13 protein-coding genes are annotated in these 12077 nt (G+C 68.5%); 6 read left to right on the forward strand and 7 right to left on the reverse strand.

Annotation, left to right across the window (positions count from 1 at the left end; genetic code table 11):
- The first annotated feature begins 76 nt into the window (after positions 1 to 76).
- On the forward strand, positions 77 to 988 hold the full coding sequence (locus CQ045_RS11215; protein ID WP_105723668.1) for a DMT family transporter: 912 nt from the start codon (positions 77 to 79) through the stop codon (positions 986 to 988).
- Positions 989 to 992: 4 nt separating this feature from the next.
- Here the strand turns inward: CQ045_RS11215 and CQ045_RS11220 are convergent, their stop codons facing one another.
- Together CQ045_RS11220 and msrB are read right to left on the reverse strand one after the other, a co-directional pair.
- The gene (locus tag CQ045_RS11220) at positions 993 to 1556 is read right to left on the reverse strand and encodes a nitroreductase family protein (RefSeq protein WP_105723670.1); all 564 of its coding nucleotides are present in this window, start codon (positions 1554 to 1556) and stop codon (positions 993 to 995) included.
- The gene (gene msrB, locus CQ045_RS11225; protein ID WP_105723673.1) at positions 1553 to 1957 is read right to left on the reverse strand and encodes a peptide-methionine (R)-S-oxide reductase MsrB; all 405 of its coding nucleotides are present in this window, start codon (positions 1955 to 1957) and stop codon (positions 1553 to 1555) included. The genes CQ045_RS11220 and msrB overlap by 4 nt, the downstream gene beginning before the upstream one ends.
- 71 nt (positions 1958 to 2028) lie before the next feature.
- On the opposite strand from msrB, the gene CQ045_RS11230 reads away from it, so the two are divergent.
- The 4 genes from CQ045_RS11230 to groL all read left to right on the forward strand — a co-directional run bounded on the left by CQ045_RS11230 (position 2029) and on the right by groL (position 5692).
- Entirely contained in the window at positions 2029 to 3021 is a 993-nt protein-coding gene (locus CQ045_RS11230; RefSeq protein WP_105723675.1) for a DUF2332 domain-containing protein, read from the forward strand.
- A 9-nt stretch (positions 3022 to 3030) separates the two neighbouring features.
- The gene (locus CQ045_RS11235; protein ID WP_105723677.1) at positions 3031 to 3288 is read left to right on the forward strand and encodes a DUF3263 domain-containing protein; all 258 of its coding nucleotides are present in this window, start codon (positions 3031 to 3033) and stop codon (positions 3286 to 3288) included.
- A gap of 81 nt (positions 3289 to 3369) precedes the next feature.
- Positions 3370 to 3948 carry a LytR C-terminal domain-containing protein gene (locus CQ045_RS11240; RefSeq protein ID WP_258131041.1) on the forward strand — a complete coding sequence of 193 codons (579 nt, stop codon included), beginning with the start codon at positions 3370 to 3372 and terminating at the stop codon, positions 3946 to 3948.
- Positions 3949 to 4072: 124 nt separating this feature from the next.
- Complete coding sequence (gene groL / locus CQ045_RS11245; RefSeq protein WP_105723679.1) at positions 4073 to 5692, forward strand: chaperonin GroEL; 1620 nt, start codon at positions 4073 to 4075, stop codon at positions 5690 to 5692.
- A 71-nt stretch (positions 5693 to 5763) separates the two neighbouring features.
- On the opposite strand, the gene CQ045_RS11250 is transcribed toward groL, so the two are convergent.
- The 4 genes from CQ045_RS11250 to CQ045_RS11265 all read right to left on the reverse strand — a co-directional run bounded on the left by CQ045_RS11250 (position 5764) and on the right by CQ045_RS11265 (position 9192).
- The gene (locus tag CQ045_RS11250; RefSeq protein WP_105723681.1) at positions 5764 to 6051 is read right to left on the reverse strand and encodes a WXG100 family type VII secretion target; all 288 of its coding nucleotides are present in this window, start codon (positions 6049 to 6051) and stop codon (positions 5764 to 5766) included.
- A 135-nt stretch (positions 6052 to 6186) separates the two neighbouring features.
- The gene (locus tag CQ045_RS11255; RefSeq protein ID WP_146115233.1) at positions 6187 to 6660 is read right to left on the reverse strand and encodes a hypothetical protein; all 474 of its coding nucleotides are present in this window, start codon (positions 6658 to 6660) and stop codon (positions 6187 to 6189) included.
- Between the two features lie 85 nt (positions 6661 to 6745).
- Positions 6746 to 8440: a HAMP domain-containing sensor histidine kinase gene (locus tag CQ045_RS11260; RefSeq protein WP_105723685.1), complete on the reverse strand. Its 1695-nt coding sequence runs from the start codon at positions 8438 to 8440 to the stop codon at positions 6746 to 6748.
- A gap of 59 nt (positions 8441 to 8499) precedes the next feature.
- Entirely contained in the window at positions 8500 to 9192 is a 693-nt protein-coding gene (locus tag CQ045_RS11265) for a response regulator transcription factor (RefSeq protein WP_021199050.1), read from the reverse strand.
- 163 nt (positions 9193 to 9355) lie between these two features.
- On the opposite strand from CQ045_RS11265, the gene CQ045_RS11270 reads away from it, so the two are divergent.
- A complete protein-coding gene (locus CQ045_RS11270; RefSeq protein WP_105723687.1) occupies positions 9356 to 10375 on the forward strand; it encodes a CPBP family intramembrane glutamic endopeptidase in 1020 nt (339 codons plus the stop codon).
- 26 nt (positions 10376 to 10401) lie between these two features.
- Here CQ045_RS11270 and CQ045_RS11275 read toward each other — a convergent pair whose 3' ends face one another.
- Positions 10402 to 12042, reverse strand: a complete 1641-nt coding sequence (locus CQ045_RS11275) for a DNA repair helicase XPB (protein WP_105723690.1) — start codon at positions 12040 to 12042, stop codon at positions 10402 to 10404.
- Positions 12043 to 12077: the final 35 nt, after the last annotated feature.

Here is a 12077-nt window from a genome sequence, read left to right on the forward strand (position 1 = left end):
ACACTCCCGGTGTTCGGGGTCTCGGGCGCTCCGGTAGGGTCGACAGGTGCCAGAATCCCGCCGACTGCCCGCGCCCGTGGCCCTCGGCGGCGCCGCGGCGATCGGTGTCATGACGGCGATCCAAGCCCGGATCAACGGCGTGCTCGGCGTGCGCGTCGACGATGGCATCGTTGCCGGATTCATCTCGTTCTCCGTGGGGCTGCTCGCCCTCGCGATCGTGATCTCGTGCCTGCCGTCTGCTCGTCGAGGAGCGGCTCGGCTCCGACGCGGCATCCGTGAGCACACCATCCCGTTCTGGATGCTGCTCGGGGGCGCGTGCGGTGCCCTCACCGTCTCCACTCAGGGGGTCACGGCCGGCGTGCTCGGCGTCTCGCTGTTCACCGTCGGCGTCGTGGCAGGACAGACGGTGCACGGGCTCGTCCTCGACCGGATCGGGTTCGGTCCGGCGGGAGTCGTCGCGGTGACCCCCGGCCGCGTCCTCGGCGGTCTGCTCGCGCTCGCCGCGGTCGGCATCTCGCTCTCCGGCGATGTGCTGGCCTCCGCGCCACTGTGGATGCTGCTCCTCCCGTTCGCGGCCGGAGTGGGCATCGCGTGGCAGGCGGCGACGAATGGACGTCTCGCGCAACGTGTGCACTCCCCGCTCGCCGCGACCCTGATGAGCTTCATCGCGGGAACGCTCGTGCTCGCCGTCGCCGCCGGAGCGAGTATCGCCTTCCGCGGGTTCCCCGCCGCGCTCCCCACCGAGCCGTGGCTGTACCTCGGGGGTTTCCTCGGAGCCGCCTACATCCTCCTCGGTGCGTTCATCGTCGGGCAGACGGGCGTGCTGCTGATGGGGTTGGGCTCCGTCCTCGGTCAGCTGGTGACGTCGGTCGTGATCGACCTCATCTGGCCGGTCGAGGTGGGGCCCGCGCTCTGGCAGGTCATCGCCATGGTCGCTGTCGCCGTGGCCTCCGTCGTCGTGGCCGTGCCCTGGCGGCGTCGACGCTGAGGCGCTACTCCTTCTTCGCTTTCTTCGCGCCTGCCTTCGGCATGCGGGTGATGAGTTTGCGGGCATCCACCGTCTTGCGTCTCCCGGGCTTCTTCCCCTCGGGTTTGCCTCCGACGTAGAGCCAGCCGAGCAGCTCCTCGTTCTTGCCGAGGCCGTGGGCCTTGGCGACGGGTTTGGCGCGCGTGTAGTGGCCTGTGCGCCAGATGACGCCCCACCCTGCCTCGTCGAGGAGCAGGCTCAGGGTGTGCGCGACGCCCGAGGCCACGGCCTCCTGCTCCCACCGCGGAACCTTCTCGCTCTTCTGGTAGCTCGCGACGACGGCGATGAGCAGCGGAGCGCGCAGCGGCTTGGATGACGGCGACGAGTCGCCCTGAGCCTTCGCGATGGCCGCGCCCAGCACCTCGCGGTCCGCCCCCCGCAGCTCGATCAGTCGCCAGGGGCGGAGTGATGAATGATCGGCGACACGACCCGCCGCAGCGACGAACGGCAGAAGCTCGTCGCGGGTGGGGGCGATGTCATCGACCTTCGACCAGGACTGCCGTGCACGGACGGCGTCGAGGGCGCTCACGACGCGTCGGGGGTGAAGTTCATCGCGATCGAGTTCATGCAGTAGCGGTCGCCGGTCGGCGTTCCGAACCCGTCGGGGAACACATGGCCGAGGTGCGAACCGCAGTTCGCGCAGCGCACCTCGGTGCGCACCATTCCCAGGCTGTCGTCCTCGATGAGCTCGACCGCGTCGGGGCGGATGGACTCGTAGAAGCTCGGCCAGCCGCATCCGGAGTCGAACTTCGTTCCGCTCTTGAAGAGCTCTGCGTTGCAGGCGCCGCAGGTGTAGAGGCCGGCGCGCTCCTCGTCGAGCAGCTCGCCCGTCCAGGCGCGCTCGGTCGCGGCCTGGCGCAGCACGGCGTACTGCTCTTCGCCGAGCTCGTTGCGCCATTCGTCTTCTGTCTTGTCCACGCTGTACGACATGTGTCCTCCTGAGTCGCCTCCATTCTCCCTCCTACGGCGGTGCCTCGGGTGCTCCGGGTCAGAATGGACGGATGACGGATGCTGTGCAGGAGCGCTATGCGCGTTTCGCTCGGGACGAGGCCCCCGGGCGAAGTGACCTGTATGCGGAGTGGGCGGCGGGTGTCGCGGACGACGAAGACCTCCGGCGCATCCTGCTGCGGATCCCGGAGACACGGAGGCAGCCGCCTCTCGTCTTCGCGGTGACCCGGATGCTCGGGGCCGCGCTCACCGGGTACCCGCACTGGCGCGACTTCGTGCTGCGGAACGCCGATGAGGTGGTCGCCGAGTGCGCGAGCCGTCGGCTGCAGACCAATGAGCCGCTCCGGCTCGCCGCCCTGCTTCCGGTGCTGTCCGAGATCGAGGGACCGCTGGCTCTGCTCGAGGTCGGAGCATCCGCCGGCCTCTGTCTCTACCCCGACCGGTACTCCTATCGCTTCACGGGCGAAGACGGCACGCTGCGCGTGGCGCTGGATCCGGCGGACGGGCCGTCGACGGTCGTGCTGAAGAGCCGGGTGAGCGGTCCGCTGCCGCCGCTGCGGATGCCGGAGATCGTCTGGCGAGCCGGTATCGATCTCGAACCCCTCGATGCCGCGGACGAGCGGGACCGGCGATGGCTGCGCGGGTTGGTGTGGCCGGGGGAGGCGGGACGGGAGGCGCGAATCGATGCCGCCCTCGACATCGCGGCATCCGACCCTCCTCTCCTCGTCGCGGGCGACGCGCTGGTGCACCTCGACGCCCTCGCCGCCGAAGCGCCGGCGGATGCGACTCTCGTCATCACGACACCGGGCGTGCTGGTGCACCTCCCGCGTGCCGACCGGAACGCTCTCGTCGCAGGCATCTCCCGCCTGGATGCGCGATGGGTCACGATCGATCCTCCGGGAGCGCTCGACGTCTGGGAACCGGCGCTCGACGCGGACGGCTGGTCCGGTTTCGCGGTCGCGATCGACGGCCGGGTGCGCGCTGCCGCGGATCCGCTCGGACGATGGTGGGAGTGGCGAGCCGCTCTCGCGCCGGATGCGTCATAACCTGGAGCCATGCTCGGAGACCTCACGGAGCGCGATCGCGCGATCCTCGCCCTGGAGGCCGCCTGGCCGCGCCACGGCAGTGCCAAGGAAGAGGTCATCCGCGCCCAGCTGGGCATGAGCGCCGCGCGCTACTACCAGCTCCTCGGCCGGCTGATCGAGTCCGACGCCGCCGTGGAATATGACCCGATGCTCGTGCGCCGACTGCGCCGCATCCGCGACTCGCGGGCGTACCGACGCTCGGCACGCACGCCCGGATTCGTGGGCTGACGTCCGCCGGGCGACGTCCGTCCGACACGTCCGTACGCGCCGCGGAACCGATTGACAGGAACGTGCCGCTAGCATCGAGGGGTGTCCAAGCCCTCCCGCGATCGCTTCGATGACGTTCCTCGTACCTCCGGACGCGTGGGAGCGCACCGCGCCGAAGCCCCGGGCATGAACGGCTGGGTCGTGCTGCTCTGGTCGTTCGTCGCCGCGCTGGTGCTCATCATCGCCGGGATCTTCGGCTCTCTCGTCGTTATGGGACGCATCACCCTGTTCCCCGAAGCCGTGCCGAGCGCCACCCCGACCCCCGTGGAGACCGGGGTGATCGACCCCACGTATTCGGTCATGATCCTGAACGCGACTCCCGATGAGGGCCTCGACGCCCAGATGAGCGACCTCCTCATCAACAAGGGCTGGGCCGCCGGCACCGTGTTCGCGAGTCCCAGCGACAGTGAGGACTTCGCGACGACGACGGTGTACTACGTCAACGACGAAGACGAGCTCGCCGCGATCGGCCTCGCCGGCGTGATCGGCGGCGCGGAAGTCCGGCAGAGCGACTTCTACGCCGCCCTCAACGACACCGGCGCCAAGCAGCTCACGGTCGTGATCGGCCTCGATCGATCCACGTCGGTCCCCGAGACCCCCGCGGAGACTCCCGCCTCCTGACGCCCGGATGCGCCCGGCCTCCGGCGGCTTGCACTCGAAGGTGTCGAGTGCCAGAATGGCGTTAGCACTCTCTCACTCTGAGTGCTAAACCCAACGTCTACGTCCAGGAGGGACGAAAAAACTCATGGCAAAGATCATTGCTTTCGATGAGGAGGCCCGCCGCGGCCTCGAGCGCGGCCTCAACATCCTCGCCGACGCCGTCAAGGTGACCCTCGGCCCGCGTGGCCGCAACGTCGTCCTCGAGAAGAAGTGGGGCGCCCCCACGATCACGAACGACGGTGTCTCCATCGCCAAGGAGATCGAGCTCGACGACCCGTTCGAGAAGATCGGTGCGGAGCTCGTCAAGGAGGTCGCCAAGAAGACCGACGACGTCGCCGGTGACGGCACGACCACCGCCACTGTCCTCGCTCAGGCCCTGGTCCGCGAGGGACTGCGCAACGTCGCAGCCGGCGCCGACCCGATCTCGCTCAAGCGCGGCATCGAGAAGGCCGTCGCCGCGATCACCGAAGAGCTGCTCGCGAGCGCCAAGGAGATCGACTCGAAGGAGCAGATCGCCGCCACGGCATCCATCTCCGCTGCAGACCCCGCGATCGGCGAGCTCATCGCCGAGGCGATCGACAAGGTCGGCAAGGAGGGCGTCGTCACCGTCGAGGAGTCGCAGACGTTCGGCACCGAGCTCGAGCTCACCGAGGGCATGCGCTTCGACAAGGGCTACCTGAACCCGTACTTCGTCACGGACCCGGAGCGCCAGGAGGCGATCTTCGAGGACCCGTACATCCTCATCGCGAACCAGAAGGTCTCCAACATCAAGGACCTTCTGCCCATCGTCGACAAGGTGATCCAGGACGGCAAGGAGCTCGTCATCATCGCCGAAGACGTCGAGGGCGAGGCTCTCGCGACGCTCGTGCTGAACAAGCTCAAGGGCATCTTCAAGTCGGTCGCCGTCAAGGCGCCGGGCTTCGGCGACCGCCGCAAGGCGCAGCTGCAGGACATCGCGATCCTCACCGGTGGTCAGGTCATCACCGAAGAGGTCGGCCTCAAGCTGGAGAACGCCACGCTCGACCTCCTCGGCCGTGCGCGCAAGGTCATCGTCACCAAGGACGAGACCACGATCGTCGAGGGCGCCGGTGAGGCGGACCAGATCGAGGGTCGCGTCACGCAGATCCGCCGCGAGATCGAGAACACCGACAGCGACTACGACCGCGAGAAGCTCCAGGAGCGCCTCGCGAAGCTCGCCGGTGGCGTCGCTGTCATCAAGGCGGGGGCTGCGACCGAGGTCGAGCTCAAGGAGCGCAAGCACCGCATCGAAGATGCCGTCCGCAACGCGAAGGCAGCCGTCGAGGAGGGCATCGTCCCCGGTGGTGGCGTCGCGCTCATCCAGTCGGGCACCAAGGCGCTCGACGGCCTCTCGCTCACGGGTGACGAGGCGACCGGCGCGAACATCGTCCGCGTCGCGATCGAGGCTCCGCTCAAGCAGATCGCGCTCAACGCCGGTCTCGAGCCGGGTGTCGTGGCGAACAAGGTCTCCGAGCTCCCCGCGGGCCAGGGCCTCAACGCCGCCACCGGTGAGTACGTCGACCTCTTCGCGGCCGGCATCATCGACCCGGCCAAGGTGACCCGTTCGGCGCTGCAGAACGCAGCCTCGATCGCGGCTCTGTTCCTCACCACCGAGGCCGTCGTCGCGGACAAGCCGGAGAAGGCCGCCGCTCCGATGGGTGACCCGTCGGGTGGCATGGACTTCTGATCCACCCCGCATGACAGAACGCCCCCGGCTCCGGCCGGGGGCGTTCTGCGTTCGCTGCGTCCGAGGCGGCGTCAGTGGAACAGGCTGGCCGAGTACTGATCGGCATCGGAGTACTGCGTGGCGGCCGAACCGAGCGACGCGCCGATCGAGGTGAGCACCTGCTCGACGTGGAGCTGAGCGCCCTGCCACTGCTCCGCGCAGCCCTGGAAGGCGTTGGACGCGGTGCCGACCCACGAGGACTGCAGCTCGCGGAGCTGGGCCATGAGCGTCGCGGACTCGCTCTGCAGGCGCTCGATGGTGGCCCGGGTGGCGCCGTGGGCGGCGTGGACGGCGTCGGTGTCGACGGTGAAGACAGACATGGGAACTCCTTCTCGTTTGGAGTTCCGAGGCTAGGCGCGCCGTCGTGCCGTCCTCCGGCCGGATCGTAGCGAGCACCGCATCCTGTGCAGAACCCGGCTCGTGCGTCGTCCGTGCAGAGGCGCAGGCGGCCGGGGTCAGCCGATGAGAGTGCGGATGACGAGCGCGCACCCGAGCACGATGACCGCGGCGCCCACGATCAGGTCCGTCCACGTGGCGAGCGTCTCCTGTGGGTTCTTGCCCTTCTTCGGCACGTGCATGACGCCGGCGATGAGCAGGAACAGCCCGCCGGCGAGCCCGGTGGGCAGTGCCCAGCCCGGGATGAGCGCCAGGAGGCCGGCCAGGCCCATCGCGATGTTCGCCGTTCCGAGTTCGCGGGTCAGCTGAACCTCCTGCATGGTCGGCTCGGCCGATCCGAGGATCGCAGCGGTCGGCCCCTTCCCGGAGACCTGCGCGATGCCTGCCACGAGCAAGCGCGTCCCCACGCCCCAGAACACCCACCATCTGCCGAACACGAGCACCGGTTCACCGCCGGCCGCCGACAGTTCGACGATGCCGCAGAGCACCGGCAGCACGATGGTCTGTGCGATCACAAGGATGAAGTACCCCATGGCCCGTCCTCCGGCGCCGATCAGCCGTTGCGGAGATCCGCGCATCCATCGTGCCAGCGGTCGGACGCGCGCGCCACCGGTGTTCCTACGACAGGTCGAGTCGATCCAGCGGCTGCGTGTCCTCGAGAAGGTGCGCGGGCGTCGCACGGGCGGGCGCGAGGGGGAGCGTCACGGTGAAGGTCGCGCCGCCACCGGGAGTCTCCGACACATCGACACCGCCGTGCAGCGCCTTCATGATCGAGGCCACGATCGCGAGGCCGAGGCCCGAGCCGCCGGTCTCGCGTGCGCGCGAGGTGTCGGCACGCCAGAAGCGTTCGAAGATCTGCTCGCGGATCTGCGGCGGGATGCCCTCGCCATGGTCGACGATCGAGATGCTCCCTGTGCCGCGGACGCGGTCTGAATCGACGACGAGCTCGATAGGTCCGTCCTCCGGGGAGAACCGACGGGCATTGCCCAGAAGGTTCGTGACGACCTGGCGCACCTTGTTCTCCTCGCCGAGCACGATCGGGGGAGTGCGGACGGGAAGGTCCGGCACTTCGGAGAAGTCGATCGCGGGTGCCTGCTCCGGCTGCCGGGGGCGTCGGCGGAGCCGGGAGAGAGTGGAACGGGACAGCCCGCGGGGTGCCGGGGGCGTCGGCAGCTGCACGGGCGCCGTCTCGCGCAGGGGGAGGACGGGCAGGTTCTCGGCGGTGCGGTCGATCACCGTCACGGTGCGGCCGGGTGCCGCGGCACGCAGATCGAGAGCGGCGTCCCGAGCGATCGGGCGCAGGTCGAGCGGCACGATCTCGGGTTCGCGCTCCTCGTCCAGGCGTGCCAGTGCGAGGAGGTCCTCCACCAGGACGCCCATCCGGATGGCTTCCTTCTCGATGCGCTCCATGGCGCGCGCCGTGTCCTCTTCGCCCTTGATCGCGCCCATCCGATAGAGCTCCGCGTAACCGCGGACGCTCACCAGCGGGGTGCGCAGTTCATGGCTCGCGTCGCCGATGAATCGGCGCATGTGCTGGACGGTCCGGTCGCGCTGGGCGAGAGAGCGGTCGACGCGATCGAGCATCGTGTTGATCGCGGTGTTCAGACGACCGACCTCCGTGGTCGGCTCGAGGTCGGTCAGGCGCTGCCGGAAGTCGCCGGCGGCGATCGACATCGCGGTGGCCTCGACCTGCCCGAGTCTGCGGAAAGTCAGCGTGACGAGCCCGCGGGTGAGGAGAGCGGCGATCAGGATGGTGATCAGGGCGATCGTGATGTAGATGCCGAAGTACTGGCTGATGATGCGATCGGCGGGGGCGAGCGGCAACGCCACCAGCTGGATGCGCAGGACACCGCCTTCGGACGCGACCACCGCGACAGCAGCGTGGAACACCTCGCCATCGGTGCCGAACATCTCGATCGGGATCTTGTCGACGTTGTCGTTCGCCTTCGCGAGCGAGTACTCGGCCGGGAACAGCGGCGCCTGTCCGGAGGTGCCCCGTGCGGTCGCGCGGAGGACGCCCGCAGCATCGTAGATAGCGAAGGAGAAGTCCCGCGGCTGCTCCTCGCGTGCGGTGTAAGTGGTCACGCCGTCGACGGTATCGGTCTCGAAATAGCGGTCGACAAGATCACTGGACACCAGGGCGGGCAGCTGTGCATCGATGTTCGCCACGAGGGCGTTGCGCAGCACCGGGACGGTGCCGATGCCGGCGACGAGGAGGCCAAGCGCGAGGACCGCGACCGTGACCCCGGTGACCTTCGCCCGCAGGCTGATGCGCCGCCACCAGCCGGTGACCGCATCGGGCTTGTGCGCCATGCGGTCCTCCCTGCTGCGGCGACTCCGCCGCGGGGCGGCGTCGATGGTGGTGCGTGTCGTCAGACCGTCTTGCCGACCTTGAGCATGTAACCGAAGCCGCGCTTGGTCTGGATCAGCGACTCCTCGGTGTGCGGGTCGATCTTGCGCCGCAGGTACGAGATGTAACTCTCGACGATCCCGGCGTCTCCGTTGAAGTCGTACTCCCACACGTGGTCGAGGATCTGGGCCTTCGACAGCACCCTGTTCGGGTTGAGCATCAGGTAGCGCAGCAGTTTGAACTCGGTCGGGCTGAGTTCGATCGGCTCCTTGCCGACGTGCACGTCGTGGGTGTCCTGGTCCATGGACAGCTCGCCGGCGCGGATGATCGACTCCTCATCGGCCTGCATCGTGCGTCGGAGGATCGCCTGGGCCCTGGCGACGATCTCGTCGAGGCTGAAGGGCTTGGTGACGTAGTCGTCTCCACCGGCGTTGAGGCCTTCGATCTTGTCCTCGGTGCCGTCCTTCGCCGTCAGGAAGAGGATCGGGGCGGTGAAGCCGGCGCCGCGGAGGCGCTTGGTGACGCTGAACCCGTTCATGTCGGGGAGCATCACATCGAGGATGATGAGGTCGGGCTCCTCTTCGAGGACGGCCGAGATCGTGGCGGCGCCGTTGGCGACCGTCTTCACCTGGAATCCGGCGAAGCTGAGACCCGTTGAGAGCAGGTCGCGGATGTTGGGTTCGTCATCGACGACCAGGATGCGCGGAGCAGTCATGTCCCCATTATGGTGACTTCGGCCATGCGGATGCTGACTATTGTGCGGAACGGCGCGGAGTCGGCCGCATCGCCGGGGTCGCAGGCGCTGTTCCCGGGCAGCGAGCGAGGTGATCGACCCGGCGTCGGATGCGGCACATAGCTGCACACGCGAGGATCGGGGGATGAGCTCGAACGAGGACGACATCGCCGCCCCCGCCCCTGCATCCGCTCCTCCGCGCGTCGAGCAGGTCCCCTTCCACCGCCTGGCACGCTTGCGGCCGCGGTATCGCTGGTGGCGGATGCTGCTGACGGGTCTCGTCGGGATGGCTCTCTACCTCGCGATCCTGCTGATCGTCATCGTGCCGCTGATCATCGTGTCGATGTTCGTCCCGGGATGGAGCGTCGAGTCGCAGGTGCTCCTCACGACCTCGCAGTTCTTCGACCTCGACCGGCCATGGCTCCTGGTCGCCATGGTGCTGCCGTTGATCCTGATGATCCCGGCGCTGCTGGTGGCCTCGCGCATCGTGGAGGGACGAGGAATCGGTCTCCTGTCGTCCGTTGCCGGACGCCTGCGGATGGCATGGCTCGGGAGGAGCCTCGTATTGGCGCTCGGGGTGTTCGTCCTCTACTTCGCCGTCATGCTGGGGTGGTCTGCGCTCAGCGGCGACGCGATCGCGCCCGACTTCTCGCATCCGGGGCTGTGGGCCATGGTGCTGCTCGTGCTGCTGCTGATCCCGTTCCAGGCGGCTGCCGAGGAGTATGTCTTCCGCGGGTATCTGATGCAGCTGGTCGGTGGCTGGCTCCGTCATCCGGCGTTCGCGATCCTGCTGCCCGTGCCGCTGTTCGTGCTCGGTCATGGATACGACGTGTGGGGCGCGGCCAGCGTGGGCGTGTTCGCGATCGTGGCCGCGTGGCTGACCTGGCGGACCGGAGGGCTCGAAGCCGCGATCTCGCTGCACATCGTCAACAACGTGCTCATCTTCCTGCTGGGCTCGGTCGACCTGGTCGACGCGAACGCCACCTCCGGTGCACCCGTCGATCTGCTCGCCTCGACGCTCGCGATGCTCGCGTACGCCGTGGTCGCCGACCGCTGGGCAGGGAGGCTCGGGATCGCGCGGACGGCCATCGCCGTGCCGCGGGTCGCCCCCGTCCTCGGCGGGATGAACGGGACCCATCACCTGGGTCCCGTGCTACACGGCTGAGCGCCGGCTCGATCCGCGGTGGAGAGTCAGGCCGCGATCGCGTCGGCGTCCATGATCGTGTAGCTGTATCCCTGCTCGGCCAGGAAGCGCTGACGGTTCTGCGCGTAGTCCTGATCGATCGTGTCCCGGGCGACGAGTGTGTAGAAGCTCGCGGTGTGCCCCGACTGCTTCGGACGCAGGAGACGTCCGAGGCGCTGGGCCTCCTCCTGCCGGGATCCGAAGGATCCGGACACCTGGATGGCGACGGAGGCCTCGGGCAGATCGATCGAGAAGTTCGCCACCTTCGACACCACGAGCAGCGAGATGTCGCCCTCGCGGAAGGCCCGGTACAGCTCTTCGCGCTCATCGACCGGGGTCGCGCCGGTGATCTGAGGGGCGTCCAGCGCGGTCGACAGCGATTCCAGCTGGTCGAGGTACTGCCCGATCACGAGGATGCGCTCGCCCTCGTGCTTCGCGATCAGCTCGCGCACCGCCTGGACCTTGGCCGGTGCGGATGCCGCGAGTCGATACCGCTCATCGTCGGTCGCCGCGGCGTATTCGAGCCTGTCGCTCGGCGGAAGGTCGACGCGCACTTCGTAGCAGGCGGCGGGGGAGATGAAACCCTGCGCCTCGATCTGCTTCCAGGGGGCGTCGAAGCGCTTCGGGCCGATCAGGCTGAAGACGTCTCCTTCACGTCCGTCCTCGCGCACCAGGGTCGCGGTGAGTCCGATGCGACGGCGGGCCTGGAGGTCGGCGGTGAGCTTGAACACCGGCGCAGGCAGGAGGTGGACCTCGTCGTACACGATGAGGCCCCAGTCGAGGGCATCCAGCAGCGCCAGGTGCGCGTACTCGCCCTTCCGCTTGGCCGTGAGGATCTGGTAGGTCGCGATCGTGACGGGCTTGACCTCCTTGGCCTGCCCGGAGTACTCGCCGATCTCCTCAGGGGTGAGGCTCGTGCGCTTGAGCAGCTCGTCGCGCCACTGCCGGGCCGACACGGTGTTCGTGACGAGGATCAGCGTCGTCGTCTTGGTCGCGGCCATCGCTCCGGCCCCGACGATCGTCTTTCCCGCACCGCAGGGGAGCACCACGACGCCGGAACCGTCCTTCGAGAAAGCGTCGACCGCATCTTGCTGGTAGGGGCGGATGTGCCAGCCGTCCTCGGCGAGGTCGATCTCGTGCGGGGTTCCCGGCGTGTAGCCGGCGAGGTCTTCGGCGGGCCAGCCGATCTTCAGAAGCTCCTGCTTGATCTGTCCGCGTGCCCAGGCGTCGACGACGAACGTCTCCGGCGTCGGGTGACCGATGAGCAGCGGCTGGATGCGCTTGTTGTTCGCGACCTGTGCGAGCACGGCGGGGTCGGAGGACCGCAGGATGAGGGTGCCCTCGTCGTCGCGTTCGATGACCAGGCGCCCGTAGCGGTTCACCGTCTCCCGCAGGTCCACCGACACCGAAGGCGGAACGGGGAAGCGCGACCAGCGGTCCAATGTCTCGAGCATGTCTTCGGCCGTGTGCCCGGCGGCACGGGCGTTCCACAGTCCGAGCCGGGTGATCCGGTACGTGTGGATGTGCTCGGGCGCGCGTTCCAGCTCAGCGAAGATCGCGAGTTCGTGGCGGGCGCTCTCCGCGTCGGCATGGGCGACTTCGAGCAGCACGGTGCGATCGCTCTGGACGATCAGGGGGCCATCAGACATAGCTGTCCAGTTTAGCGGTCGCGCGAGGGGCAGGG

It is taken from the genome of Microbacterium sp. MYb66, from assembly GCF_002979435.1.
Lineage (GTDB): Bacteria > Actinomycetota > Actinomycetes > Actinomycetales > Microbacteriaceae > Microbacterium.

Bases quoted from the DNA above. Each gene is read 5' to 3' on its own strand.
- msrB (WP_105723673.1), bottom strand. From the start codon at position 1,957: ATGTCGTACAGCGTGGACAAGACAGAAGACGAATGGCGCAACGAGCTC.
- CQ045_RS11230 (WP_105723675.1), top strand. From the start codon at position 2,029: ATGACGGATGCTGTGCAGGAGCGCTATGCGCGTTTCGCTCGGGACGAG.
- CQ045_RS11235 (WP_105723677.1), top strand. From the start codon at position 3,031: ATGCTCGGAGACCTCACGGAGCGCGATCGCGCGATCCTCGCCCTGGAG.
- groL (WP_105723679.1), top strand. From the start codon at position 4,073: ATGGCAAAGATCATTGCTTTCGATGAGGAGGCCCGCCGCGGCCTCGAG.
- CQ045_RS11250 (WP_105723681.1), bottom strand. From the start codon at position 6,051: ATGTCTGTCTTCACCGTCGACACCGACGCCGTCCACGCCGCCCACGGC.
- CQ045_RS11255 (WP_146115233.1), bottom strand. From the start codon at position 6,660: ATGGGGTACTTCATCCTTGTGATCGCACAGACCATCGTGCTGCCGGTG.
- CQ045_RS11260 (WP_105723685.1), bottom strand. From the start codon at position 8,440: ATGGCGCACAAGCCCGATGCGGTCACCGGCTGGTGGCGGCGCATCAGC.
- CQ045_RS11265 (WP_021199050.1), bottom strand. From the start codon at position 9,192: ATGACTGCTCCGCGCATCCTGGTCGTCGATGACGAACCCAACATCCGC.
- CQ045_RS11270 (WP_105723687.1), top strand. From the start codon at position 9,356: ATGAGCTCGAACGAGGACGACATCGCCGCCCCCGCCCCTGCATCCGCT.
- CQ045_RS11275 (WP_105723690.1), bottom strand. From the start codon at position 12,042: ATGTCTGATGGCCCCCTGATCGTCCAGAGCGATCGCACCGTGCTGCTC.